This is a genomic window from Cedecea davisae DSM 4568, from assembly GCF_000412335.2.
In the GTDB taxonomy this organism is placed as follows: domain Bacteria; phylum Pseudomonadota; class Gammaproteobacteria; order Enterobacterales; family Enterobacteriaceae; genus Cedecea; species Cedecea davisae.
Genome location: NZ_KE161030.1, coordinates 1,471,794 through 1,495,960, shown reverse-complemented (window position 1 = coordinate 1,495,960; position 24,167 = coordinate 1,471,794). Strand labels below are relative to the sequence as shown.

At 53.8% G+C, this 24,167-nt stretch carries 24 protein-coding genes; 12 read left to right on the top strand and 12 right to left on the bottom strand.

The genetic code is table 11. The features are described from left to right. The first annotated feature begins 33 nt into the window (after positions 1–33). The 8 genes from HMPREF0201_RS06970 to HMPREF0201_RS06940 all read left to right on the top strand — a co-directional run bounded on the left by HMPREF0201_RS06970 (position 34) and on the right by HMPREF0201_RS06940 (position 5,489). Complete coding sequence (locus tag HMPREF0201_RS06970; RefSeq protein WP_016535827.1) at positions 34–594, top strand: lipoprotein; 561 nt, start codon at positions 34–36, stop codon at positions 592–594. Between the two features lie 145 nt (positions 595–739). After that, the gene (gene pyrC / locus HMPREF0201_RS06965) at positions 740–1,786 is read left to right on the top strand and encodes a dihydroorotase (RefSeq protein WP_016535826.1); all 1,047 of its coding nucleotides are present in this window, start codon (positions 740–742) and stop codon (positions 1,784–1,786) included. Between the two features lie 75 nt (positions 1,787–1,861). Beyond that, a complete protein-coding gene (gene dinI, locus HMPREF0201_RS23180) occupies positions 1,862–2,107 on the top strand; it encodes a DNA damage-inducible protein I (protein WP_016535825.1) in 246 nt (81 codons plus the stop codon). Positions 2,108–2,405: 298 nt separating this feature from the next. Continuing rightward, on the top strand, positions 2,406–2,660 hold the full coding sequence (gene bssS / locus HMPREF0201_RS06955; protein ID WP_039898081.1) for a biofilm formation regulator BssS: 255 nt from the start codon (positions 2,406–2,408) through the stop codon (positions 2,658–2,660). Positions 2,661–2,786: 126 nt separating this feature from the next. Then, positions 2,787–3,908, top strand: coding sequence for an N-methyl-L-tryptophan oxidase (solA, locus tag HMPREF0201_RS06950; protein ID WP_039898080.1), 1,122 nt, complete (start codon positions 2,787–2,789; stop codon positions 3,906–3,908). A 47-nt stretch (positions 3,909–3,955) separates the two neighbouring features. After that, entirely contained in the window at positions 3,956–4,069 is a 114-nt protein-coding gene (locus tag HMPREF0201_RS22455; RefSeq protein ID WP_071704085.1) for a DUF2770 family protein, read from the top strand. A gap of 275 nt (positions 4,070–4,344) precedes the next feature. Continuing rightward, positions 4,345–4,899 (top strand): cytochrome b, encoded by a 555-nt coding sequence (locus HMPREF0201_RS06945; RefSeq protein ID WP_039898079.1) that lies wholly within the window; start codon positions 4,345–4,347, stop codon positions 4,897–4,899. A 17-nt stretch (positions 4,900–4,916) separates the two neighbouring features. Then, entirely contained in the window at positions 4,917–5,489 is a 573-nt protein-coding gene (locus HMPREF0201_RS06940; protein ID WP_016535820.1) for a YceI family protein, read from the top strand. 35 nt (positions 5,490–5,524) lie between these two features. Here the strand turns inward: HMPREF0201_RS06940 and trhO are convergent, their stop codons facing one another. Continuing rightward, on the bottom strand, positions 5,525–6,574 hold the full coding sequence (gene trhO, locus HMPREF0201_RS06935; protein WP_016535819.1) for an oxygen-dependent tRNA uridine(34) hydroxylase TrhO: 1,050 nt from the start codon (positions 6,572–6,574) through the stop codon (positions 5,525–5,527). A 225-nt stretch (positions 6,575–6,799) separates the two neighbouring features. On the opposite strand from trhO, the gene HMPREF0201_RS06930 reads away from it, so the two are divergent. Together HMPREF0201_RS06930 and mdtG are read left to right on the top strand one after the other, a co-directional pair. Next, a complete protein-coding gene (locus HMPREF0201_RS06930; RefSeq protein WP_016535817.1) occupies positions 6,800–7,723 on the top strand; it encodes a Kdo(2)-lipid IV(A) acyltransferase in 924 nt (307 codons plus the stop codon). A 158-nt stretch (positions 7,724–7,881) separates the two neighbouring features. Beyond that, positions 7,882–9,108 carry a multidrug efflux MFS transporter MdtG gene (gene mdtG, locus HMPREF0201_RS06925; RefSeq protein ID WP_039898078.1) on the top strand — a complete coding sequence of 409 codons (1,227 nt, stop codon included), beginning with the start codon at positions 7,882–7,884 and terminating at the stop codon, positions 9,106–9,108. 365 nt (positions 9,109–9,473) lie between these two features. Here the strand turns inward: mdtG and HMPREF0201_RS22450 are convergent, their stop codons facing one another. Then, positions 9,474–9,953, bottom strand: a complete 480-nt coding sequence (locus tag HMPREF0201_RS22450) for a DUF2778 domain-containing protein (RefSeq protein ID WP_071704084.1) — start codon at positions 9,951–9,953, stop codon at positions 9,474–9,476. After that, positions 9,950–10,432: an Hcp family type VI secretion system effector gene (locus HMPREF0201_RS06920; RefSeq protein WP_039898077.1), complete on the bottom strand. Its 483-nt coding sequence runs from the start codon at positions 10,430–10,432 to the stop codon at positions 9,950–9,952. The genes HMPREF0201_RS22450 and HMPREF0201_RS06920 overlap by 4 nt, the downstream gene beginning before the upstream one ends. A 281-nt stretch (positions 10,433–10,713) precedes the next feature. On the opposite strand from HMPREF0201_RS06920, the gene HMPREF0201_RS06915 reads away from it, so the two are divergent. Continuing rightward, complete coding sequence (locus HMPREF0201_RS06915) at positions 10,714–11,088, top strand: MysB family protein (RefSeq protein WP_039898076.1); 375 nt, start codon at positions 10,714–10,716, stop codon at positions 11,086–11,088. A 3-nt stretch (positions 11,089–11,091) separates the two neighbouring features. On the opposite strand, the gene HMPREF0201_RS06910 is transcribed toward HMPREF0201_RS06915, so the two are convergent. The 3 genes from HMPREF0201_RS06910 to mdoG all read right to left on the bottom strand — a co-directional run bounded on the left by HMPREF0201_RS06910 (position 11,092) and on the right by mdoG (position 15,482). Next, a complete protein-coding gene (locus tag HMPREF0201_RS06910) occupies positions 11,092–11,313 on the bottom strand; it encodes a YceK/YidQ family lipoprotein (protein WP_392397296.1) in 222 nt (73 codons plus the stop codon). 109 nt (positions 11,314–11,422) lie between these two features. After that, entirely contained in the window at positions 11,423–13,954 is a 2,532-nt protein-coding gene (mdoH, locus tag HMPREF0201_RS06905; protein WP_016535810.1) for a glucans biosynthesis glucosyltransferase MdoH, read from the bottom strand. Then, a complete protein-coding gene (mdoG, locus tag HMPREF0201_RS06900; protein ID WP_115586291.1) occupies positions 13,947–15,482 on the bottom strand; it encodes a glucans biosynthesis protein MdoG in 1,536 nt (511 codons plus the stop codon). Before mdoG ends, mdoH begins: the two co-directional genes overlap by 8 nt. Before the next feature lie 295 nt (positions 15,483–15,777). Between mdoG and mdoC the strand changes: the two genes are divergently transcribed. Beyond that, positions 15,778–16,938, top strand: a complete 1,161-nt coding sequence (gene mdoC, locus HMPREF0201_RS06895) for a glucans biosynthesis protein MdoC (RefSeq protein WP_016535807.1) — start codon at positions 15,778–15,780, stop codon at positions 16,936–16,938. A gap of 93 nt (positions 16,939–17,031) precedes the next feature. On the opposite strand, the gene ymdB is transcribed toward mdoC, so the two are convergent. The 6 genes from ymdB to HMPREF0201_RS06865 form a co-directional block, all read right to left on the bottom strand. Then, positions 17,032–17,562 (bottom strand): O-acetyl-ADP-ribose deacetylase, encoded by a 531-nt coding sequence (ymdB, locus tag HMPREF0201_RS06890; RefSeq protein WP_016535806.1) that lies wholly within the window; start codon positions 17,560–17,562, stop codon positions 17,032–17,034. A 152-nt stretch (positions 17,563–17,714) separates the two neighbouring features. Further along, complete coding sequence (locus tag HMPREF0201_RS06885) at positions 17,715–19,931, bottom strand: TonB-dependent receptor (protein WP_016535805.1); 2,217 nt, start codon at positions 19,929–19,931, stop codon at positions 17,715–17,717. A 111-nt stretch (positions 19,932–20,042) separates the two neighbouring features. Further along, a complete protein-coding gene (fhuB, locus tag HMPREF0201_RS06880) occupies positions 20,043–21,980 on the bottom strand; it encodes a Fe(3+)-hydroxamate ABC transporter permease FhuB (protein ID WP_016535804.1) in 1,938 nt (645 codons plus the stop codon). Continuing rightward, positions 21,971–22,852 (bottom strand): Fe(3+)-hydroxamate ABC transporter substrate-binding protein FhuD, encoded by an 882-nt coding sequence (gene fhuD / locus HMPREF0201_RS06875; RefSeq protein WP_016535803.1) that lies wholly within the window; start codon positions 22,850–22,852, stop codon positions 21,971–21,973. Before fhuD ends, fhuB begins: the two co-directional genes overlap by 10 nt. 75 nt (positions 22,853–22,927) lie before the next feature. Next, complete coding sequence (locus HMPREF0201_RS06870) at positions 22,928–23,569, bottom strand: 4'-phosphopantetheinyl transferase superfamily protein (RefSeq protein ID WP_148374894.1); 642 nt, start codon at positions 23,567–23,569, stop codon at positions 22,928–22,930. Beyond that, complete coding sequence (locus tag HMPREF0201_RS06865) at positions 23,541–24,164, bottom strand: outer membrane lipoprotein carrier protein LolA (protein WP_016535801.1); 624 nt, start codon at positions 24,162–24,164, stop codon at positions 23,541–23,543. Before HMPREF0201_RS06865 ends, HMPREF0201_RS06870 begins: the two co-directional genes overlap by 29 nt. Positions 24,165–24,167 lie beyond the last annotated feature (3 nt).

The following is a 24,167-nucleotide window of genomic DNA, read 5'->3' as shown; positions in this document are numbered from 1 at the left end:
GCACGGCATTGGAGCCGCTATTTGAGGAAGCCTATGAAGAAGATTGTTTTTGCCGCAGCATTGATGCTCAGCGGCCTGCTGGCAGGATGTAACCAATTAACGCAGTACAGCGTCAATGAACAGGAGATTAACCAGGCGCTGGAGAAACACAATAACTTCTCAAAAGATATCGGCCTGCCCGGTATTGCAGACGCGCACGTTGTGCTGACTAATCTCACCAGCCAGATTGGCCGGGAAGAGCCAAACAAAGTTACGCTAACCGGCGATGCTAACCTGGATATGTCTTCTCTGTTCGGCAACCAGAAAGCCACCCTGAAGCTGAAGCTCAAGGCGCTGCCGGTGTTCAACAAAGAGAAAGGCGCTATCTTCCTGCAGGAAATGGAAGTGGTGGATGCCCAGGTTGAGCCGCAAAAAATGCAGAGCGTGCTGCAAACCATCGTCCCTTATCTGAACCAGTCGCTGCGCAATTACTTTAACCAGCAGCCGGCCTACGTTCTGAGTGAAGATCGCAGCAAAGGCGAGTCGCTGGCGAAGAAATATGCCAAAGGGATTGAAGTCAAACCCGGCGAGATCGTTATTCCTTTCACCGACTAATCGCTTAACCATCGGGGCAGCTAACTGTCCCGATGAGTTTGTGCAACATAAGTGGTGCAAACGATAACGTTTCCCCTTATCCTTAGTGCCCGGCATAAAACCAGCCCCAGATGACTGATTTTCCCTCACACGCCGGAGCACATTCATGACCGCATTACCTCAGGTATTAAAAATCCGCCGCCCAGACGACTGGCATATCCACCTTCGCGACGGCGAGATGCTGAAAACCGTGGTGCCTTATACCAGCCAGGATTTTGGCCGCGCGATTGTGATGCCTAACCTTGTGCCGCCGATTACCAGCGTTGAAGCTGCCGTTGCCTATCGCCAGCGTATTCTGGATGCCGTGCCTGCCGGGCAGAAGTTTGAACCTCTGATGACCTGCTACCTGACCGACACGCTCGACCCGAACGAGCTGGAGCGCGGCTTTAACCAAGGCGTGTTTACAGCGGCCAAGATGTACCCGGCAAACGCGACAACCAACTCCGCCCACGGCGTAACCAGTACGGCCGCAATTATGCCGGTGCTGGAGCGCATGCAAAAAATCGGCATGCCTTTGCTAGTGCATGGCGAAGTCACCCACGCCGATATCGATATTTTCGACCGCGAAGCCCGCTTTATTGAAACCGTAATGGAGCCGCTGCGCCGCCAGCTGCCGGGCCTGAAAGTGGTGTTCGAACATATCACCACCAAAGACGCCGCTCAGTATGTGCAGGAAGGTGATTCGCTAATTGCGGCCACTATCACGCCTCAGCATCTGATGTTTAACCGCAACCATATGCTGGTTGGCGGTATTCGCCCTCACCTTTACTGTCTGCCTATCCTGAAACGTAGCGTTCATCAGGAAGCGCTGCGTGCGCTGGTCGCCAGCGGCTGCGAACGCGTGTTCCTCGGCACCGACTCGGCTCCGCACACTCGTCACCGTAAAGAAGCCAGCTGCGGCTGTGCGGGCTGCTTTAACGCGCCTTCTGCCCTTGGCGCCTATGCCACGGTATTTGAAGAGATGAATGCCTTGCAGCACTTCGAAGCCTTTACTTCGCTGAACGGCCCGCGTTTCTACGGCCTGCCGGTGAATGAAGAGAGCATCGAGCTGGTGCGCGTGGCGGAGAAAATGCCGGAGCTGATTGAAACCGAAGATGACAGCATCGTGCCGTTCCTCGCCGGGGAAGAGGTTGTCTGGTCGGTAAAACGCTAAATTTTTCAGCGCCCCCTGTTGCGAAGTGGACAATTAAGCTGTATAAATATCCAGTATATTGTACAGGGGGTCGTTATGCGTATTGAAGTCACTATAGCTAAAACTACACCGCTACCGCCGGGGGCGATTGACGCCCTTGCCAGCGAGCTTTCCCGCCGTATTAATCAGCATTTCCCCGACACCAGCAGCGAAGTCCAGGTGCGCTACGCGTCCGGCAACAACCTTTCGGTGCTGGGCGGAGCAAAAGAAGATAAAACGCGAATCAGCGAGATCCTCCAGGAAACCTGGGAAAGCGCTGACGATTGGTTTTCCGCCGACTAATACCCTCAATTATGTTGGTACTTTTTTGCCGGGTGTCGCCATCCGGTTTTTTTATTTCTACGCTTTATTTTGCTCATTTTTTAAACTACCCGCTGATTAATTTCCACTTTATCTCAGACAAATCGGAATAGCCTGTCGATTTATTGCTCATCCAACGTCAATAATGCAAAAAAAGTGTTGCGGAGTATTTATTTAACCCCCATACATACAGAGTATTGATATACTTAAGTCGCTTCACGATAAATCACGCATGAACCTCGCTAGCCGTTGTCTTTAAACACGTATAAAAGGGGTTATGATGGAAAAAAATAGTGATGTTATTCAGACTCATCCCCTCGTCGGATGGGACATCAGCACCGTCGATAGCTACGATGCCATGATGCTGCGCCTGCACTACCTGACATCCAATAATCAGAAGCAAGATGAAACCGAGGTAGGCCAGACGCTCTGGCTGACCACCGATGTCGCCCGGCAATTTATATCAATTCTCGAAGCCGGGATTGCAAAGATTGAATCCAGTGATTATCAGCAAAACGATTATCGCAAGCATTGACGAGCAATGCTGACAAAAGCCACAGGCACCCAATGGGTGCCTTTTTTATTTTATCCGTACCGTTAATTGCATCCCCACGGCGAATTAATTACCCTGCTACAGATAATTTTCCACAGAGAAAAGCTTATGAACTACGACCTCATTATCGTCGGCAGCGGCTCCGTCGGCGCAGCAGCAGGCTGCTATGCAACCCACTCAGGCCTCAAGGTGCTGATGATTGATAGCGGCCACCCGCCGCACGACCAGGGTAGCCACCACGGCGGTACTCGTCTTATCCGCCACGCCTACGGTGAAGGGGAAAAATACGTGTCTATGGTGCTGCGCGCCCAGAAACTGTGGGATGCGCTGGCGGAAACCAGCGGCGAAAAGCTGTTTCACCGCACCGGCGTTATCAACCTCGGCCCCGCTGATTCGGCGTTTATTCGCAATGTAGCGGCCAGCGCCGAAAAATTCTCTCTGCCGCTGGAAACATTAGACTCAGCGGCGGTAACTGCCCGCTGGCCGGAAATCGTGGTGCCTGAAAATTATGTAGGCCTGTTTGAGCCGAACTCAGGGGTGCTTAAAAGCGAAATCGCCGTTGAGACGTATATCAGCCTCGCAAAACAGGGCGGCTGCGCGCAGCTGTTCAACTGCCGCGTCACCGATATTCACCACGGGGAAGAAGGCGTGACCGTAGTCACCGAAGAAGGCGAATATCACGGCAGCAAGCTACTGCTCAGCGCCGGAACCTGGGTCAGCAAACTGCTGCCGGAACTGCCGGTTACGCCAGTACGCAAAATCTTTGCCTGGCACCAGGCCGATGGGCGCTACAGCGAGAACAACAAATTCCCGGCCTTTACCGCCGAAACGCCCAACGGCGACCAGTATTACGGCTTCCCGGCTGAGGACAACGAGCTCAAGCTCGGCAAACACAACGGCGGCCAGAACATCGACTCCCACGAGCAGCGTAAGCCATTTGGCGCCCTCGCCAGCGACGGCTCCGAAGTGTTTCCCTTCCTGCGCGAGTTCCTGCCGGGTATTGGCTGCTGCCTGCACGGAAAAGCCTGCACCTATGACAATTCGCCGGATGAAGACTTCATCATTGATACCCTGCCCGGCCATGACAATACGCTGGTGATTACCGGCCTGAGCGGGCACGGCTTTAAATTCGCCTCCGTACTGGGCGAGATTGCCTGTCAGTTTGCTCTGGGGCAAAAACCTGCATTTGATTTGTCCCCGTTCGCACTTTCTCGCTTTAAAACGGCGTAAAATCTCCCGGTGGCGGAACCTTCCGCCACTTTTTAACCGGAGTCGCCATGAGCAAATTTATTCATTTTTTAACCAATAATATCCGCGAGCACTTTATCCTTTATCTTATTCTCTGGGCCATCGTGGCGATAATCGATCTTGCTTATATCTATTTTTATTAAATAACTCGTCGCCGGTTATATTGACAATAATTGACGATGAATTTAAATAAATATAGTTTTAATGCAAACAATTAAATTCACAATTATTATTTCAACTCGGCTTCCCACCTGAAAAAACCACTATTCATTCGACTCAACTGATAACAATCGGCATGAGTCATTCAAAAAAATAGAAACAGGTAAGATATATTTATAAAAAAGCATATTTATGTTGATCTGAGGTTAACAGAAAGCCTATTTTTAATTTCTTCAGAAAAATACATGGACGCATAATTATGCAATGGCGAAATTCACCCGATCGCTACGGACATCTTTCGGTACTGCTTCACTGGCTGACCGCCGCCACGGTTTACGGGATGTTTGCCCTTGGCCTCTGGATGGTCACCCTCGGTTATTACGACGTCTGGTATCACAAAGCGCCAGAGATCCACAAAAGTATGGGTATTTTACTGATGCTGGGGCTGGTCATTCGTGTTATCTGGCGTTTTATTTCGCCTCCTCCCCCGGCGCTGAAAAGTTATTCACGCCTGACCCGAATTAGCGCGTCAATCGCCCATATTCTGCTGTACGCATTGTTGTTCGCTATTTTACTGAGCGGTTACCTGATATCCACCGCGGACGGGAAACCTGTCAGCGTGTTTGGCTGGTTTGATGTTCCGGCAACGCTTACCGACTTCGCCAGCCAGGCCGACCTCGCGGGCACGGTTCATCTTTGGCTGGCCTGGACGGTGGTAATTATTTCCCTGCTCCACGCGATCGCCGCCCTGAAGCACCATTTTATAGATAAGGATGCCACCCTCAAGCGCATGCTGGGCAAAGTATCCCGTTAACCATGGAGAGTTAGACGATGAAAAAAATCCTGCTGGGAGCCACATTAAGCGCTCTGTTATTCACTACTGGCTCCGCCGTCGCTGCGGACTACAAAATTGATAAACAGGGCCAACACGCCTTTGTGAATTTCCGTATTCAGCACCTCGGCTATAGCTGGCTGTACGGTACTTTCCGCGATTTTGACGGTACTTTTACCTTCGATGAAAAGGATCCAGCCGCCGATAAGGTAAACGTTACCATCAACACCACCAGCGTTGATACCAACCACGCCGAACGCGATAAGCACCTGCGCAGCGCGGAATTCCTCAATGCGGCAAAATTCCCTCAGGCGACCTTTGCTTCGACCGAAGTGAAAAAAGACGGCGAGAAGCTGGATATTACCGGCAACCTGACGCTAAACGGCGTTACTAAGCCAGTGACGCTGGCGGCCAAACTGATTGGCCAGGGCGACGATCCGTGGGGCGGCGTACGCGCGGGTTTTGAAGCACAGGGCAAGATCAAGCTGAAAGACTTCAATATTACCCAGGATCTGGGGCCGGCTTCGCAGGATGTGGACTTGATTATTTCTGTCGAGGGCGTTCGCCAGTAGTCGAAAGGCCTCCCTTTTCGGGGAGGCTTTCAATCTTACTCGGGGTCAGGAATACCCAGCGTGGTGTTTAGCGCACCGCGAGATTTATTGAACACCTTATTACCGTTTTCACGACCGGCGCGGCGGCGACGCTGCTCTTCCGGCGTCAGGGCCAGTTCATCACGGCACACTTCGCTGCAACAGCCTGAAAATTTCTCGGCGCAGGCAGGACACTGGATAAACAGCAGATGGCAGCCGTCATTTTTACAGTTGGTGTGACTATCGCACGGTGCCCCGCACTGATGGCAGTGGGCAATCACGTCATCGGAAATGCGTTCGCCCATACGTTCATCAAACACAAAGTTCTTACCGACAAAACGTACGGGTAACCCCTGCTCACGGGCGCGGCGTGCATACTCGATAATCCCGCCTTCAATGTGATACACGTTTTTAAAACCGTTGTGACGCATCCACGCGCTGGCTTTTTCACAGCGAATGCCGCCGGTGCAATACATGACGATTTTTTTGTCTTTATCGTCCTGCATCATATCTACAGCCTTCGGCAGCTGTTCGCGGAAGGTGTCGGCCGGTATCTCAACCGCATCTTCGAAATGGCCCACTTCATATTCATAGTGGTTGCGCATATCGACAAACACCGCGCTCGGGTCGTCCAGCATCGCGTTGACGTCCGCAGCCTTCAGGTATTCGCCCACGTCGCTGGCATCAAAGGTTGGATCGTCGATACCGTCGGCAACAATGCGCTCGCGCACCTTCATACGCAGCACCCAGAACGATTTACCGTCGTCTTCAAGGGCGATATTAAGGCGCAGGTTACTCAGCGCCGGGTGGAAGGCATAAAGCGCCTCACGGAAAGCGTCTACCCGGCTCTCAGGCACGCTAATTTGGGCGTTAATCCCCTCGCGGGCGAGATAGACACGACCAAATACGTTGAGGCTCAGAAACAGCTGGTAAAGCGCATCGCGTGTCGCCTGAGGCTCTTCAATAGTGAAATATTTGTAGAATGAGATAGTAGTACGCGGCTCGGTTTCGGCAAGCATGCGCTCGCGCAGCTCCTCATTCGAGACGCGGTTGTGTAACACTGGCATGGTGTTCGCTCGCAATCGTCGGAAAAAAAGTGGGCTGCATCATAAAGCAAATAACGATAATTTACATCCCCACGATTTACGCTACATTTTGCTCACCCATCGTCAAAAACAGCAACAATCGATGAAATATCAGGCACTCTGCCACCGCTAATTTTGGCTCTGCGCCAAAAAATGCCACAATGGAATGATTAGAAGATCCGGCAATTGCCGTCACAAAGGTTTTAAATGACGAACTTACCGCAATTCTCGCGCGCGTTACTGCATCCGCGCTACTGGCTTACCTGGCTTGGCATCGGTTTTTTATACCTGCTGGTACAGCTCCCTTACCCGGTTCTTTACCGCATTGGCTGCGGCCTGGGCCGGCTGGCTAAACGCCTGATGAAGCGCCGCGCGCGCATAGCCTACCGTAACCTCGAGCTTTGCTTCCCCCAAATGAGCGCCGACGAGCGTGAAAAGATGGTGGTGGAAAATTTCGAGTCCGTGGGTATGGGGCTGATTGAAACCGGGATGGCCTGGTTCTGGCCGACTAAGCGCATCAATAAATGGTGCCACTACGAAGGCGTAGAGATAGTTAAAGAGATTGAAAAGACCGGCCAGGGCATTTTGCTGATCGGCATCCACTTTCTGACGCTGGAGCTTGGCGCACGCATTTTCGGTATTAAAACTCCGGGTATTGGCGTCTACCGGCCTAACGACAACCCGCTGCTGGACTGGCTGCAAACCTGGGGCCGCATGCGCTCCAATAAGAGCATGATCGATCGTAAAGATCTGAAGGGCATGATCCGCGCCCTGAAAAACGGCGATATCATCTGGTACGCGCCGGATCACGACTACGGCCCGCGCGGCAGCGAGTTTGTGCCATTCTTCGCGGTTGAACAGGCGGCAACCACCACCGGAACTTATACGCTGGCTAAGCTTTCAGGCGCCTGCGCTGTTCCTTTTGTTCCGCGCCGCCTGCCGAAAGGTAAAGGTTATGAGTTAACGATCATTCAGCCGGAGCTTAATCCGCCGCTGGAAAGCCCGGCAGAAACCGCCCGCTGGATGAATAAGATCGTCGAGAAATGCATTCTGATGGCACCGGAGCAGTATATGTGGTTGCATCGCCGCTTTAAAACCCGCCCCGAAGGCATGCCGGACAGATATCAATGACCGCAGGGTGGCTACGGCCACCCTTTCTTTTTCTGCCTGTCTCCGTTTGCTCAAAAAAGCCCTTCGATTTGCCAGCCCGATATCATCGGGCGCATAATTAGCAGAGTAATAGTTCTACTATCTTGCCATTCGGCTTTACTTTGCAATTTCGGAGCGGTATGACTCCCCCTGACACCACCATCAACTGGAAGCGCAATCTCGCCGTCGCCTGGCTGGGCTGTTTTCTCACCGGCGCGGCCTTCAGCCTTGTTATGCCCTTTCTGCCGCTCTACGTCGAACTGCTCGGCGTAACCGGACATAGCCAGCTGAATATGTGGTCCGGGTTGGTGTTCAGCATTACCTTTTTATTCTCCGCGGTTGCTTCGCCATTCTGGGGCGGTCTTGCCGACCGGAAAGGCCGCAAGCTTATGCTGCTGCGCTCCGCATTGGGTATGTCGATTGTGATGCTGCTGATGGGGCTGGCGCAGAATATCTGGCAGTTTCTGGCGCTGCGCGCGCTATTGGGCCTGCTGGGGGGTTTTGTTCCCAATGCCAATGCGCTGATAGCCACTCAAATTCCCCGCCATAAAAGCGGATGGGCACTTGGCACGCTGTCGACGGGTGCGGTTAGCGGCGCGCTGCTTGGCCCGCTGATGGGCGGCCTGATGGCAGACACCTACGGCCTGCGTTCGGTTTTCTTTATTACCTCTCTGGTGCTGTTTATCTGCTTTGTGATGACGCTGTTTTTCATCCGCGAGTCGTTCACGCCGGTGTCTAAAAAGGACATGCTGCACGCTCGTCAGGTGCTGACCTCGCTGAAAAATCCGCGCCTGGTGTTGAGCCTGTTTGTCACCACCATGATAATTCAGGTCGCTACCGGCTCCATTGCGCCCATCCTCACGCTCTATGTCCGCGACCTTGCGGGGAACGTCAGCAATCTGGCGTTTATCAGCGGGATGATTGCTTCCGTCCCCGGCGTGGCGGCGCTGATTGGTGCCCCGAGGTTGGGCAAGCTCGGCGATCGCATTGGCCCGGAGAAAATACTTATCGGCGCATTAGCCATTTCGGTGCTTCTTCTGATCCCGATGTCGCTGGTCCAAAACGTCTGGCAACTTGGTATCCTGCGCTTCCTGCTTGGCGCCGCCGACGGAGCGCTATTGCCCGCGGTACAGACCCTGCTGGTCTACAACTCTTCTAATCAAATTGCTGGCCGAATATTTAGCTACAACCAATCCTTCCGCGATATCGGCAACGTCACCGGCCCGCTGCTGGGCGCCGCCGTTTCCGCCAGCTACGGCTTCCGCACCGTCTTTCTCGTCACCGCAAGCGTGGTGATGTTTAACGCCGTCTATTCATGGATAACCCTGCGCCAGCCCGCCGAGCGGGTGCGTATTCCGGGAGAGTAAAAAATTGCGGGCATATACACAGGCTGCGACCTGAATTGAAGACAGGCCAGCTGCAATTTGAAGTTCTGATGATAAATCGAAGAGTAACGAATCTCTTTGATGCCAAATATATTTAGTATCACTTTGTACATATGCGTCTGACGAACGTAGTCAGTAGTATCACCAGACAATTCAAAATGGCACTCAGTAGAAGTATAATTGTCATATATATATTATCCCATTCAAATTCATCTACAAAATTATTGTCACTAGAATACCAATCATATAATTTTCTTTCGGGCAATACTGACCATAGAACGCAGAATATACCAATGGCAAAAAGAGTATATACCATCCATATCAATACGGGTTTTAAGTATCGCAGTTCAATAAACATGTACTGTGCCATATGCTAATAAAAAAGGTGTTACATTAAATTTCGTAGTATTCATTAATGCATTTCTGATAATCATATAATTTGAAATAGAAGGTAACGTGATACACCCGTGACTAATTCCCTTGTACCCTGCCGGATGCAATCTGAAATTACCACGTTCTACCTCGCCAATGAATGTATAGTCATCAATGTTACTGTCCTCTCTGAATAGGCCAAACCATAAATCGCGGTCTGATCCACTAAGCACCGAGCCAACATAATCTCTTATACCACTGAGCCTACCGCCAGTTGGGCGAGAAACGATGTAGTACTTTCCTGGTGGAAGCGGCCCGAAATCCTTCACGGCCATTGCATCAGGGTTGTTACGAGTACTGCCAGACTCGCCAGAATAAGCCGGAAAGAAACCTATTCCAGGGCAGCTGAGGTTACTCAAGGATCCGCCGTTGAGATAGAAGGTGCATTTGATCATCTTTCATTCCAGCTGTCGGAGAAGACGACGTTTCCATCACAGTATTTCCACGTAATTTTCTCATAACGCAAGGAAACAGCTTCCAGATGGGTATGTTTCTCCGTCGCCGGATTTTTACAGTCATGCATCATTGGACAGATAGAAATGACTTTCACGCCCTCAAGCAGCATATTGAAATACTCTTCTTCCTGCCCTGCGTAGTTAATTTTATACCATTTAATTTCTACACTTTTCAGCGTTTGGCCTTTAGCTACTGCCTTGTAGATATATGGACTGGATGAATCAAACTCTTTTTCGAAGGTTAACGGGGCATGAACGCGTGTACCGGTGATCTTTCCTGTACTGTTATCCGTTGGCAGATGTAAGCCGTGACCAAATCCTGATACTTCAATGCTGCCTTCACGATCGATAACATCAACAGAGCCTCGTATATCAGCCCCACCATCATCCTTCATCCATAAATAAGCGGGTATTGCCATTTTTGAAATCCCTTTTTCATTGCAAAGCCCAAACCATACGCTTTGAAATTTTTTAGTTCCATTCTGAGTAGCTCAAAAAACATGCAAAAATCAACCTTCTTTGAGAGGAGAAATATTGCTGATACCCAGACGATTCAATAAATATAATCATCCAACAACACTTTTCCCTTCATCTAATATACCCGCCGCTTTAAGGCTGATGAAAAGCGGCTTTGACAGCTTTCTTATCGCCATCTATACATTCTTTTACGCCCATTCTGAAGCGATTAAAGGAGATGCCGATGAGCCTGTATGCAACCCTGGAAGAAGCCATTGATGCCGCGCGGGAGCAGTTTCTTGCCGAGAACCCGAACGTGGATGAAGAAAGCGCCAACGTCGAACAGTTTAATTTTCAAAAATACGTGCTGCAGGATGGCGATATTATGTGGCAGGCCGAGTTCTTTGCCGACGATGGTGAAGACGGCGAATGCCTGCCGATGTTAAGCGGTGAGGCAGCGCAAAGCGTGTTCGACGGTGATTTTGACGAAATTGAATTGCGTCAGGAGTGGCTGGAAGAGAATACGCTGCACGAGTGGGATGAAGGTGAATTTCAGCTTGAGCCGCCGCTGGACACCGAAGAGGGCCGCACGGCAGCAGATGAATGGGATGAGCGGTAAAGATTATTCGTACGGGCCGTGGCTGGCGTCGATCGGCAATAACAGCGTGTCGAAGATCAGCGAAAACGGCAGGTCAAGCACGGTGATATAGCGCCATGCGCCATCACGGACGTCCCAGCGAACGCCGGGGTAGTATTGGTTACCGTGCCCCTGCCCCGGTACAGTTCTGCTGATAATGCTGCCGCAGCCGCTCAGCAAGCAGGTCATCGCCAGTACAATAATGATTTTACCCACAACTACCCTCCGGTTCAGGAAGCGCTGAGTATAACTTCCGCCAGATAAAAGACAAAAAAATGCCGACCTCAAAGGGCCGGCATTTTGACGTTTTACGCCATTATTTTGACGATAACGCCAGCGGGTTCAGCTCCAGCTTTTTATAGCTGTCCACCCACGAGGTGTAGCGCTCAGGATTTGCCCACACCCGGTAATGCAGGCGGGACATGGTCATCGGGTCGCTCAGCAGCACCAGGCGACGGTCACGGTTAAGCTTGTCCGGCGTTTCGTTAAGCGCCTGCTCAACGTGACGATCGCGTGCGATCTCCAGCACCAGGCTTTTACGGTGACGCGCGGTAGCCATCGCGGTAGTCAGGGCATTAAATGACGGGTTAAATACCGCGTGCATAAAGCCATCGTCCAGCGTGCGGCTGCGGTTCAGCTGCAGGTAGTTGTCCGTATCGACCAGAACCTGAGGCGGAGAATACTCTTCCGGGATCAGGAACAGCTTCCAGCGCTTGGTGCGAAGCCCGACGGTTGCGCGGCTTGAAATAACCGACACAAACGGCGACAGGATCAGCGAGAAGACAATCGGCGCCAGCCAGAACAGGAAGCGCAGATCCAGCCACGCCATGCCGACCGCCCACACCAGCCCCAGAAGCAGCTGAGAGCCGTGGCGCATAAACGCCTCACCCCATGGAGTGGAGTCATCGTCACGCTGCGGAGAGTTCCATACCACTTCCCAGCCGAGGAACGCACTTACCACAAACACGGTGTGGAACAGCATGCGCACCGGTGCCAGCAGTACCGAGAACAGCACCTCAAGCAGCAGAGAACAGGTTACCCGCAGGAACCCGCCGTACTCTTTCGAGCCTTTGCACCAGATAAGAATGATGCTCAGCAGCTTCGGCAGGAACAGCAGTACCATCGTCGAAGCAAAGAGCGCTATCGCCAGCTCAGGACGCCACTGCGGCCATACCGGGAACAGCTGGCGCGGCTGCAGGAAGTACTGCGGCTCGGTCAGAGCGTGAACCACCTGTAGGGCGGTAGACAGCGCAAGGAACATAAACCACAGCGGAGCCGACAGATAGGACATTACGCCCGTCAGGAATACCGCACGGTGTACCGGGTGCATGCCCTTAACCAGGAACAGACGGAAGTTCATCAGGTTGCCCTGGCACCAGCGGCGGTCGCGTTTCAGCTCGTCCAGCAGGTTCGGCGGCAGCTCTTCATAAGAACCCGGCAGATCATAGGCAATCCACACGCCCCACCCTGCACGGCGCATCAGCGCGGCTTCCACAAAGTCGTGGGACAGGATAGAACCGGCAAAGTTACCCTCGCCCGGCAGAGGAGCCAGCGCGCAGTGCTCGATGAACGGCTTCACGCGGATAATCGCGTTGTGGCCCCAGTAGTGCGATTCACCCAACTGCCAGAAGTGCAGGCCCGCGGTAAACAAAGGCCCGTAAACGCGAGTCGCGAACTGCTGACAGCGCGCATACAGCGTATCCATACCGGACGCTCTCGGCGAAGACTGGATGATACCGGCCTTCGGGTTAGCTTCCATCAGGCGCACCAGGTTGGTCAGGCAGTCCCCGCTCATCACGGAGTCCGCATCCAGCACCACCATGTAGCTGTACTGGTTGCCCCAGCGACGGCAGAAGTCATCGATGTTGCCGCTTTTGCGTTTCACGCGACGGCGACGGCGACGGTAGAAGATTTGCCCTTCGCCCTGCACTTCGGCTATCAGCTCCATCCACGCTTTCTGCTCGGCTACGCAGATATCCGGGTTGTAGCTGTCACTCAGGATATAAACGTCAAAATGCTTCTGCTGCCCGGTCGCTTTTACCGACTCCCAGGTTGCACGCAGGCCGGCAAACACGCGATCCACGTCTTCGTTACAGATAGGCATGATAAGCGCGGTACGGTGCTCTGGATTGATAGGTTCATCGCCCACCGTCGAGGCCGAGATGCTGTATTTATCTTTGCCCATCAGCAGTTGCAGGAAGCCCATCAACGCGGTCCAGAAACCGGCAGAGACCCAGCAGAACAGAATGGCGAACAGGATCAGAATGCCGCTTTGCAGGATATACGGCAGCAGTTGCATAAAGGAGACCCACAAATCCTGGCCCCCCATATCCGTCGGGTTAATTAGCGCCCAGCCCTGGTACGGAAGAATGGTCTTCATATACCAGGTTGCCACCACGGTTTGTGCCAGCGTCAGGATCAGCAAAATGTAGCGGCGGATGGTGCCCACGGTACGCCATTTCTGCTCGGAGGCCTCTTCCTCTTTGGAGGAGAACTTCGAGTGCGTTTCGCGGCCGCGCAGGCGGTCCCAGAAGCGGCCAATCGGGTTAGTGCGCCACGGATCCGGGAACATGGAAGAGCGCGTAGCCTTCGGCATCGCCTGCAGCTGGGTGCGACCCTCTTCGTCTCTGATCAGCTGATCGCCACCAAGAGAACCCGGCCAGCTAGCCTCAAGGCGAGCTTCTACCGATGCAAGGGGAGAGTCATCCGCTCGCTCATAGTGGTGATGCTGCGCATCAAGCGCCTCATGCACCGCCTGAAGATCGGATGTCGGAAGAGCCGCCTTCTGCTCGGCAGAAAGCGGCAGTGCCTCAATATAATCGGGCGCGAGTTCAGTAGACTTATTCATTGGCAGGCAGCTGGTAGCTCCAGGTTTCACTCAATGTCTGCTCGCCGTTAACCAGCGCAGCACGCATGTCGGTCGTCTTCTTCTCGTCCTTCAGCTTCACGCGCAGGGTTAAACGCCAGCCTTTATTGACCGGGTTGTAGCGCACCTGGCTGTCCACTATTTCACCGTTATCGCCAATGCTGGTCTGCGCGGTGACCGGAGTATCCGCAGGCAGTTTTTTCATCTCAGCGCCGGTGAAGTCCACCACAAACGCGATGGTGCCATCCGGCTGACGAATCAGATTGGACTGCTTAACGTCGCCGGTCGAACGGCGGGTTTGCAGCACATACGCGCTGTCCGGCGCATGCATTTTGTCTTCATCGCGGCTAAAGGTGATGGTGTACTTAAAGTTCATCTCTTTGCCCGGATCCGGCAGTTGGTCCGGCGTCCAGTAGGCAACGATGTTATCGTTGGTTTCGTCGTTAGTCGGGATCTCAACCAGTTCGACGCGGCCTTTACCCCAGTCGCCAACCGGCGCAACCCAGGCACTTGGACGTTGATCGTAACGATCGTCTAAATCTTCAAAACGCGAGAACTGACGGCCGCGTTGCAGCAGGCCAAAGCCAACCGGATTTTCCGTAGCGTAAGAGCTTACCGCCAGGTGTTTCGGGTTGTTCAGCGGACGCCAAATCCACTCGCCGTTACCGGCGTGAATTGAAAGACCGTTAGAGTCATGCAGTTCCGGGCGGAAGTTAGTGGTAGGGGACGGCTGGTTTGGCCCAAACAGGAACATGCTGGTCAGCGGGGCAATGCCCAGCTTGCCGACTTTGTCGCGCAGATAAACTTTAGACTGCACGTTGACCACGGTATCGCGCCCCGGGGTGATAACGAAGCGGTATGCGCCGGTGGCGCGCGGGGAATCGAGCAGCGCATACAGGGTCAGCGTCTTGTCCGTTGGTTTCGGACGCTCAATCCAGTATTCGCGGAAGCGCGGGAACTCTTCGCCGGACGGCAGCGCGGTATCAATAGCCAGGCCGCGGGCAGACAGGCCATATACCTGGCCAGAACCGATTACGCGGAAATAACTCGCTCCGAGCATGCTGACTATTTCGTCGTTCTTATCTTTGCTGTTGATCGGATAGAGCACTTTGAAACCGGCAAAACCGAGATCTTTTACGGTGTCTTTATCGTGTTTTACATCCCCGAAGTTAAAATAATCCGGGTTGTATTTAATCTTATGTACCGCGGTGGCGGTCACTTCATTGATGGCAACCGGGGTGTCGAAGTACATACCCTGGTGATAGAATTCGAGCTTGAATGGGGTCTTAATGTTGTTCCAGTAAGCTTTGTCATGATTGAACTGGATCTGCTGGTAATCCGCGTATTTCATGTCGCGGAGTTGCGAAGGCAGGTTGCTTTTCGGTGCTTCGTAGCTCTTGCCCGCTAAGGTTTTCGCCTGTTTTGCGACGTCGTCGATAGTGAAGGCCCAAACCGAGGTGGTATAAAGGGACAACATTACGGCCGCGCCTAACCAGCGCACTTTCATCATATTTGCTTTATGTTTCATATTAACCAGCACATCCCCCTTTGTGTGCTTAAATCAATCTATCCATTTTAATGGAAACTTTTGCTTTCCGACAACCAATTCACCGCTTTGTTCAGCGTACTGGCTCAGGGTTTAAGCAAAATAAAGACAACTGCTTACGCTTTAAGAGTTCACCCTGGCGACAGGATGACATGCTTAGTGTAGGGTTGCCACGAATATGTAGACTGAACTGGACTTTTAGCCTGATGGGATAGGGTCTTAAGGATAAGACGAATAGTCTGAAAATGTCTGGAGTATTATGAGTAACGCACCGCAACAACGTGAGTTTTTCCTGGATTCCATCCGGGCATGGTTGATGCTATTGGGCATCCCGTTTCATATCTCGCTTATCTATTCGAGCCACCACTGGCACGTCAATAGCGCGGTGCCCTCTGCGAGCCTGACGCTATTTAATGATTTTATTCACGCGTTTCGCATGCAGGTATTCTTCGTTATTTCTGGTTATTTTTCCTACATGTTATTCCTGCGCTACCCGCTCAAGCGCTGGTGGACGGTGCGCGTGGAGCGCGTCGGCATCCCGATGCTGACCGCCATCCCGCTGCTGACGCTGCCTCAGTTCCTGATGCTGCAATACATCAATAACAAGACCGGCACCTGGCATACGCTTACCGGTTACCAAAAATACAACACCCTGGTGTGGGAACTGGTCTCACATCTGTGGTTCTTACTGGTGCTGGTGATATTAACCACGCTGGGAATGGTTTTGTTTCAAAAAATTAATAACTTTATAATTAGAAACGAACAGAATAATAAATCACCGGTTACGATGGGAAAACTCTCAGTTCTGTTTTTGGCCTGCGGTATTTTATATGCCGCTATTCGCAGAACCATTTTTATTATTCACCCGCCGTTATTAAGCGATGGTCTGTTTAATTTCGTGGTGATGCAGACGCTGTTTTACCTGCCCTTCTTTATGCTGGGGGCGCTGACGTTTAAACGCGAATCGCTAAAAATACTGTTCACAACGCCTTCGCCGTGGAGCGCGGTGGCCGCCGCATTCGCCTTTGCCGCCTATCTGCTAAACCAGCGCTACGGCAGCGGTGATGCGTGGATGTACGAAACGGAAAGCGTGATAACCATGCTGATGGGCCTGTGGATGGTCAACGTGGTGTTTTCTCTGGGCTACCGGATGCTGAATTTCAAATCGGCCCGGGTGACCTATTTCGTCAATGCGTCGCTGTTTATCTATCTGGTTCACCACCCGCTGACGCTATTCTTCGGCGCATTTATTACGCCGCATATTACGTCCAATATCCTTGGATTTTTCAGCGGGTTAGTATTCGTTGTCGGCATTGCGCTGCTGCTCTATGAGCTGCATTTACGCATTCCGCTATTGCGCTTCCTGTTCTCCGGTAAACCAAAAAACAAAACGGTCACGCCGCCTTCTTTCGCCGGTTAATACACGGCGCATGCCGGGCTTCGCCCCGGCTTATCACTCTGATTTCGACGAGAATAGCCTTCACAGATTGATTTTTTGTGAAGGCTAAATGATTTATTTATTACAGTCGGCGGCAATTTGCTGATAGATGGCGGTATTTTCGTCATCGAAGCAGACAAAAACAACCTGTTCCGGCAGCGGACGAATACCAATATACTTGTAGACCGTGTCCCAGGCGATACGCGCCGCCTGCTGCTTAGGAAAACCGTACACGCCGGTACTGATGGCCGGGAAAGCAATGGTGCGGTAGCCGTTTGCGGCGGCTAAATCCAGGCAATTGCGGTAGGCGAGTTCCAGCACCTCAGCTTCGTTTTGCTCGCCGCCGTGCCAGACTGGCCCCACGGCGTGAATAACCGCTTTTACCGGAATGTTTCCCGCCTCGGTGATAACCGCATGGCCGGGGGCACATTCGCCCTGATGCTGAAGAACCACCTTACAGGCTGCCAGCAGCGCAGGTCCGGCGGCGCGATGAATCGCTCCGTCCACTCCTCCACCGCCCATCAGCGAAGGGTTTGCTGCGTTGACAATCACATCAACATCCGCCTTTGTGATATCGCCCTGCACCACCTGTATTCGTTCACTCATTAAGCATTCTCCCGCTGTACTTTGCCGTAGTCTAGTCTCCTGCAGCGCACCGCGTACATGACTATTATCGTTTCGGAACGTTACTATATTTGAAATCCTTTTGGTTTCAGAAACAAAAATCCCCGCCGCAGCGAGGATTTCAGGTCTTTCGGTCAGAAATCAACCGTCATCGACAACTTCAGGGTTCGTGGATCGCTTTGGGTAATGTAAGACCCGCTATCATCCACAGAAGCCCAGTACTTCTCATTAGTCACGTTTTCCACGTTAGCACGCCAGGTTAGAGTCTGGCTATTGAGCTTCGTGCTGTAACGCACGCCTAAATCGAGGCGGGTCCAGCCGTTCAGCTTCACGCTATTGTTCGCATTCGCATACTGAGAGCCGGTGCGAATCAAAGTCCCGGTTGCCGTCAGGTTCTGCACCCACGGCAGATCCCATTCGCCGCCCAGCGACCAGGAGTAACGCGGCACGCCAATCGCATCTTTCCCGTCATTAGAGCCCCCGGTCGTTTTGACCATCTCCGGCGCGAGCCACAACGCGCTGCCCAGCAGGCGCACGCCGTAGAGCGGCTCGCCAAACACGTTCAGCTCCATCCCACGGCTGCGCTGCTCGCCGTACAGCCCGTAAACGTTGTCATTATCAATCATGCCAACCGGCTTTTTGATTTCAAACAGCGCCAGGCTGCCGCCAACCCGCCCAAAGTCCATTTTCATGCCGACTTCGTTCTGCTTCGACTGCACAACTCCGACAACATTACCTGCATTGATGGCTTTTGAGGTGGCCGTCGGCCCCGGCTGTAAAGCTTCAATATGGTTAGCGTAGAAGGACACCGGCTCCCACGGCTTCACCACCAGGCCATACACCGGCGTCACTTTGAAGGCGTCGAAGCGCGTTTTCGGATCTTCCACGCCGGTATAACTGTAGTTACGGATCCGCACATCCTGGCGACGGGCCCCCACGGTGAGCAGCACTTTATCATCCAGGGCTGAAAGCGTATCGGAGAGAGAAATGCCTCCGGTAATCGTGCGGCTGCGCTGGGTTGGGTCATCCATATTGCTGCCGGACGCTACAGTCGGGAACCGGTCAAGGCCAACGTCGGAAGGATGATAAATATTATTACCAACCGCCGTCTTGCCGGAAGACATGGTATAAGCCGCACGAGTTTTGCGGTACACGCCGGAATAACCGAGGTTAACGCTGTGGCCGATAAAACCAGTATCGAATTTGCCGCGCACGCCCGCCATGCCTGAGAAGGAGTCGGCTATAAAACGCGTGGAAAGCCGGGTCTGGCTGGTGTTGCCGTTGTTATCAACAAACTTCGGCACGCTGTAGTTACCGCGCTCGTCGGTTTCGCTGGTGCCCAGCGCGCCGTAAACCGTCCAGCTATCCAGCATGTCGTATTCGCTGCGTAACGCGGCAAAACGGCTACTCATATCGGAATAGACCCACGACTGGCTGTAGTTGGTTCGGTTGTCGGGCACTTCCGGCATTTCTGTGATTGCGCCAACGCCTACCCCGATACGCCCGTTATGAACCGTCATTTTCTGGTAACCGGCGTCAAAAGAGCTGCGCAACTTATCGCCTTTGTAATCAAGCCCGACGCTGCCCAGAGAAGTCCGGTTTTTCTGGTCGTGGATTTCACTCTCACCTTCTCGATGAAGAAGGTTAACTCGCGCGCCAAACTGGTCGTTATCGCCAAATCGACGGCCAGTATCCAGCGAACCACCTACCTGAGAGCGCCCGGTATAATCAACACCAACCCGCGTGTGCGGCTCGCTCCCCGCACGCTTAGGCTCGATATTAATCGCCCCGCCAACGCCGCTTCCACCCGGAGGTACGCCGTTCAGGAACGCGGTCGAACCTTTAATCACCTCAACGCGCTCGGCAATCGCGGTGCTGGTAATCTGCCGTGGCAAGACGCCGTATAAACCGCCGTAGGAAATATCATCGCCGTCCAGCAGGAAGCCGCGTACCCGGTAGGACTCGCCAAAGTTACCATAGCTGCGCACGGGCTGAATGGTCGCATCGTTACGAATAATATCGCTGAGGGTGTTAGCCTGCTTGTCCTCAATCATTTTTGAGGTATAGCCAATAACGTTAAACGGCACGTTGCGGGCGTCCTGCTCGCCCAGCATCCCAAGACGGCCGCCGTTAGCGACCTGCCCGTCAAGATATGCCGGAACAAGCTCATTGCCACCGGGCTGGAAATCATTTTCCGGCGTGGCCGTCACCGTGATGGTTTCTTCGTTGGCGCTGTTTTTTTGCGGCAAGCTTTGTTGATTAGCGGCGACGACGGGAAAGCAGAGAGCGGCTATCGTTGCGGCAAGCAGGCGCGGGCGTAGCCCGGCCTGTTGAGAAGCGAGGTAGTGCATAGTAAATCCCTGGTAAGATAACGAAATTAATAATGAGAACGGTTCTGATTTTGATCGCAATTATCATTTGCAGGTTAATAATTGCAAGCAAAAATGACGGTCTGTTACTCGTTACGCTTTTCGTAATAACCAGATGAAGTAAGGCGCGCCGCACAGCGTTGCCAGTAGCCCTGCGGGGATCTGGAACGGAAATATCAGGCTACGTCCGAGCCAGTCGGCCACCAGCATTAGCCCCGAGCCAATGGCTATCGCCATCACGAGCTGCGGCATAGCACGACGGAAGCCGAGCATCCGCGCCATGTGGGGAGCCATTAGCCCAATGAAGCTCAGGGGGCCAACGCACAGCGTCGCGGCGGCAACCAGCCCGGCGGCCAGCATCAGGATAGTGATGCGCGACCGGCTCAGCGCCACGCCCAGCGCCTGAGCGGCCTCACCGCCTAACGGCAGAATAACCAACCAGCGCCGGACCAGCGGCGTCAGGCCAATAAAGGCCAGTGCCATAGCGCCGCTCACCAGCGCCTGCTGCCCGGTCACTTTCCAGGTCGACCCGGAGAGCCACGTCAGCACCGCCCCGCTACGCGGATCGCCGCTGGCAAGATACAGCGTCAACAGCGTGGCAAACACGGTACTTAGCGCCACGCCCGTTAGTAATAGCCGCCCAGGAGCCAGCCCCGTGCGCGCCAGCACCAGCATTGCCAGCAACGTTAACGCCGCGCCCGCAAAACCGGCCGGAAGCTGCCAGGCGCTGATATCCCCGGGAACGAGGAATGTCAGTAATACGATGGCGCAGGCGGCCCCCGAGCTAACGCCAAGCACTTCCGGGCTGGCCATTGGATTACCTGTCATCTTCTGCACCAGCGTTCCGGCTGCGGCCAGCATTGCCCCGGCAGCAAGCGCCGACAGCACGCGCGGCCAGCGCCATTGCCACATTTCCTCCAGGCCGACGAACCAGCCAGCACTTTCCCGCCCGACGCCCAGGGCAAGCAACGACACCAGCAGCAGCACGGTACAGGCCAGTATTATGGTTTTAGCCGAGAGCTGCCGTTCGGCAACGGCGCTGGTATCCTGCGTGGCCGCAAGGCGTTGATGGCGCAGGCGTGGCAGTAGCCAGAGCATTAGCGGCGCGCCTACCAGGGCCGTTACCGCGCCGGTAGGCAACTCCTGCCAGAAGCTGCCCAGCCAGATGACCAGCTGATCGCTAAGCACCAGCAACAAAGCGCCCATGACCATAGAAGCCAACAGCTTCGGCAGCAGGCGGCGCACGCCAAACATTCCCGCCAGAATAGGCGCAAACAGACCAATAAACCCGATAACTCCAACAATGCTGACCAGCATGGAGCTGAGCAGCAAAGCAAGAAATAGCCCGGCAACCCGCACTAAGGCCAGTTTCATTCCCAGGCCACGCAGCACCGCATCGTCCAGCGCCAGCATGCCCAGCGGCCGAATCATCAGGACTATCAGCACCAGCACGGCCAGCAGTCGCGGCCAGAGAAAATCCACGCCCGCCCAGTCATACTGGTTCAGCATGCCGCTGCTCCAGATAAACAAGTTTTGCAGACGTTCATGGTTAAACAGCACGAGGAAGCTTTTTACCGCTCCGCAATACAGGCCGAGCACCAGTCCGGCAAGGATCAGCGTGACCGGAGACATGCGCTTGCCCCAGGCCGCGCCGAGGACAATACTGCCGACCGCCATCGCTCCGGCCAGCGCCGCAAGCTGCTTGCCCGTTTCCCCTGCTCCGGCTAAAAATAGCGTCGCCAGGGTCAATCCCAGCTGAGCACCTGCCGCCACTCCGAGCGTTGCCGGTTCCGCCAGGGGATTACGCAGAATATGCTGAAACAGGCAACCTGCCAGCGCCAGACCTGCCCCGGTAAGTAAAGCCAGAGTTGTGCGCGGCAGCATGCTGTAGTGAAACAGCATCTGGGAAACATCGGTCACCTGCGGGGCAACGATTGCCTGCCACCAGAGGCTGGCGGACAACGTCTGCTGAAAGTTATAGCCGGTCAGAAACAACGTAAAAGCACAAAGTAAAACGAGAATTAAGCGCACAGGGCCTCCGGCAGCAGCTGACAAAAACGCAGCGCCGAAAAGCTGCCGCCATAGAACCAGACGGCAGGCAATAAATGCAGCTGCCCTTCGCGCACAAAAGGCATCACCTGCCACAAAGCGGACTTAGCCACCGTTTTAACCGGGTCATCATCGCCGTGCATAAAGCAAAGTGCGGTCACATTTTCCAGCCTCACCAGGGTTTCGATACCCACAATCGCACTACCCCAGGGATTGGTTTTACCCTCCCACACATTGCGCAAACCCAGGCGTTCAAGCAGATCGTTAAACAGGCTGTTTGCACCGAAAATCATCACCCGGCGGCTATCGAGGAAGGAGAACATCACCAGCGGTTTAGGGTTAGCGGGGATCTTTTCTCGTGTTGCGGCAATTTGCTGATGCAGATAAGTGAGGTGTTCAACAGCCTTTTGCTCGCGGCCGAGAAACTGCCCCAGGCGCAGCAGATCCCGCTCAAGCAGCCCGAGTGGGCGGCCGCTGGCGTCGTTAAAAGCGGTAGACCAGCACGGAGCGATAGGTGTTAGATCGGACTCTGAAGGGCCAAAACCTTTGGAGATAATAAATGCGGAGGGTCGCAGGCGCTGCATCAGCTCGCGGTTAGGCTCATTGCGAAGCCCCACATCTACCACCGAATCAGGCAGCGCTGGCTCCCTCACCCAGCGATGATAATTACGCTTATCGGCAATCGCCAGGGGCATAATACCCAGCGCCAGAAGCATCTCCACCGGCCGCCACTCGAGCGCAATAATACGTTCAGAATCAATGCCCCGCGCGTGAGCACGACCCGGAAGAATCGTAGCCAGCGGCAGCAGTGCCGAGAGCGTAAGAAGCCGACGACGGCTAAAAGAAACGTCCATATAAATAGCAATAGTTATCGTTCTAATTAAGTTTTACTTATTATGCCGCCGAAGCCCGACAACGCAATCAAAAACTTAGACCCGGCCGACAACCTGTCCGGGAGCAAAATCCGGTGAAAAAACCTGATGGCCGCAGCAGGCGATCAGCATTTCTCCGCAAACGATATGCATCAGATGCAGTCCCGGCGGGCACAAGGTCAGCGGCGGCAAATTTAGCTCGGGTAATTGCCAGACCGTTCCTCCCCGCTGCTTCACTACCGCTTCATGGGCCGTCCAGAGACGCCAGAACTCCGTCAGCTGTTCCTCCTGGGGCAAAGCCAGCAGCCGGTCATACAGCGGGGCAGCAAAACTGTGTTGCGCCACGGCCTGCCAGCGTTTGCGGGGGCGTAACAGCTCCATATCACAGCCCACAGGCTGGCAGCCGACCAGCACCGCAACCGCATGAGCACTGTTGGTAATATTGAAAGCCGGAAGCTCTGCGTGCCAGGGCTTACCGTGGGGGCCACTTTGCAGCAGCGGCAACATTCCGTTGTCCAGCAACTGCGACAGCAGCACGCGCCCGGCTAACCATACCGGGCGGCGCATTCCCTGAGGCGCGCTGGCAATAAGTTCAGCCGAGAGCCAGCGGGATACAAACGCCGGTGAACTGAGACTTGTTACCTGCCCCACCGCAAGGCGATAAGGTGCTTCAGTATGCAAAGCGTTTACGCTCTTCACGAGTCAGCTTTCGCGGTTCCGGCTGATAATGGGTAAAGGAGATTTCGGTATAGTCTTCCTCGACATCATTGAGCTCAATGCGCTCGATATACTTTTCCCCACGGAGCGTGACCGAACGGAACAGTTTATTCAGCGGCTCGTCTGCGGGTATCAACACCAGGCGCCACCTTCCCTGCCCCAAATCGGTAAATTCGCTGATAAAACTTTTCTCCAGCACTTTACGATCGATATGAAACAGCGTGCGCAGCAGCTGGTTAAAATGAAACATCTGCGGGTTACTCTCGCCCGTTATAGTCTGGGGTGGCTGGCTGCCCATAACCTGCACCATATGCCCGCCATTCACAATCAAACGCATCGGGAAAGGCTGGCGCTGTTGCCACCATAGCCCCTTGTTTTTAGCAATCAGCAGCTTTCCGCTGGAATGCAGCGGCTGCGCTGTCCCTTTAATCTGGCGCTCCTGCTCAAAATTAGCGCGCACTACCGGCGACGCAGCGAACCGTTTTTCTACCTCATCGAGCGTAACGGCTCCGGTCGCCCTGGCAACCAGCATAAGAGAGAGAAGCAGACATTTTTTCACAGCACTGACCCTATACATTCA

Excerpts from the sequence above, each read along its gene's own strand:
- HMPREF0201_RS06970 (WP_016535827.1), top strand. The coding sequence starts at position 34 with ATGAAGAAGATTGTTTTTGCCGCAGCATTGATGCTCAGCGGCCTGCTG.
- pyrC (WP_016535826.1), top strand. The coding sequence starts at position 740 with ATGACCGCATTACCTCAGGTATTAAAAATCCGCCGCCCAGACGACTGG.
- dinI (WP_016535825.1), top strand. The coding sequence starts at position 1,862 with ATGCGTATTGAAGTCACTATAGCTAAAACTACACCGCTACCGCCGGGG.
- bssS (WP_039898081.1), top strand. The coding sequence starts at position 2,406 with ATGGAAAAAAATAGTGATGTTATTCAGACTCATCCCCTCGTCGGATGG.
- solA (WP_039898080.1), top strand. The coding sequence starts at position 2,787 with ATGAACTACGACCTCATTATCGTCGGCAGCGGCTCCGTCGGCGCAGCA.
- HMPREF0201_RS22455 (WP_071704085.1), top strand. The coding sequence starts at position 3,956 with ATGAGCAAATTTATTCATTTTTTAACCAATAATATCCGCGAGCACTTT.
- HMPREF0201_RS06945 (WP_039898079.1), top strand. The coding sequence starts at position 4,345 with ATGCAATGGCGAAATTCACCCGATCGCTACGGACATCTTTCGGTACTG.
- HMPREF0201_RS06940 (WP_016535820.1), top strand. The coding sequence starts at position 4,917 with ATGAAAAAAATCCTGCTGGGAGCCACATTAAGCGCTCTGTTATTCACT.
- trhO (WP_016535819.1), bottom strand. The coding sequence starts at position 6,574 with ATGCCAGTGTTACACAACCGCGTCTCGAATGAGGAGCTGCGCGAGCGC.
- HMPREF0201_RS06930 (WP_016535817.1), top strand. The coding sequence starts at position 6,800 with ATGACGAACTTACCGCAATTCTCGCGCGCGTTACTGCATCCGCGCTAC.
- mdtG (WP_039898078.1), top strand. The coding sequence starts at position 7,882 with ATGACTCCCCCTGACACCACCATCAACTGGAAGCGCAATCTCGCCGTC.
- HMPREF0201_RS22450 (WP_071704084.1), bottom strand. The coding sequence starts at position 9,953 with ATGATCAAATGCACCTTCTATCTCAACGGCGGATCCTTGAGTAACCTC.
- HMPREF0201_RS06920 (WP_039898077.1), bottom strand. The coding sequence starts at position 10,432 with ATGGCAATACCCGCTTATTTATGGATGAAGGATGATGGTGGGGCTGAT.
- HMPREF0201_RS06915 (WP_039898076.1), top strand. The coding sequence starts at position 10,714 with ATGAGCCTGTATGCAACCCTGGAAGAAGCCATTGATGCCGCGCGGGAG.
- mdoH (WP_016535810.1), bottom strand. The coding sequence starts at position 13,954 with ATGAATAAGTCTACTGAACTCGCGCCCGATTATATTGAGGCACTGCCG.
- mdoG (WP_115586291.1), bottom strand. The coding sequence starts at position 15,482 with ATGATGAAAGTGCGCTGGTTAGGCGCGGCCGTAATGTTGTCCCTTTAT.
- mdoC (WP_016535807.1), top strand. The coding sequence starts at position 15,778 with ATGAGTAACGCACCGCAACAACGTGAGTTTTTCCTGGATTCCATCCGG.
- ymdB (WP_016535806.1), bottom strand. The coding sequence starts at position 17,562 with ATGAGTGAACGAATACAGGTGGTGCAGGGCGATATCACAAAGGCGGAT.
- HMPREF0201_RS06885 (WP_016535805.1), bottom strand. The coding sequence starts at position 19,931 with ATGCACTACCTCGCTTCTCAACAGGCCGGGCTACGCCCGCGCCTGCTT.
- fhuD (WP_016535803.1), bottom strand. The coding sequence starts at position 22,852 with ATGGACGTTTCTTTTAGCCGTCGTCGGCTTCTTACGCTCTCGGCACTG.
- HMPREF0201_RS06865 (WP_016535801.1), bottom strand. The coding sequence starts at position 24,164 with ATGTATAGGGTCAGTGCTGTGAAAAAATGTCTGCTTCTCTCTCTTATG.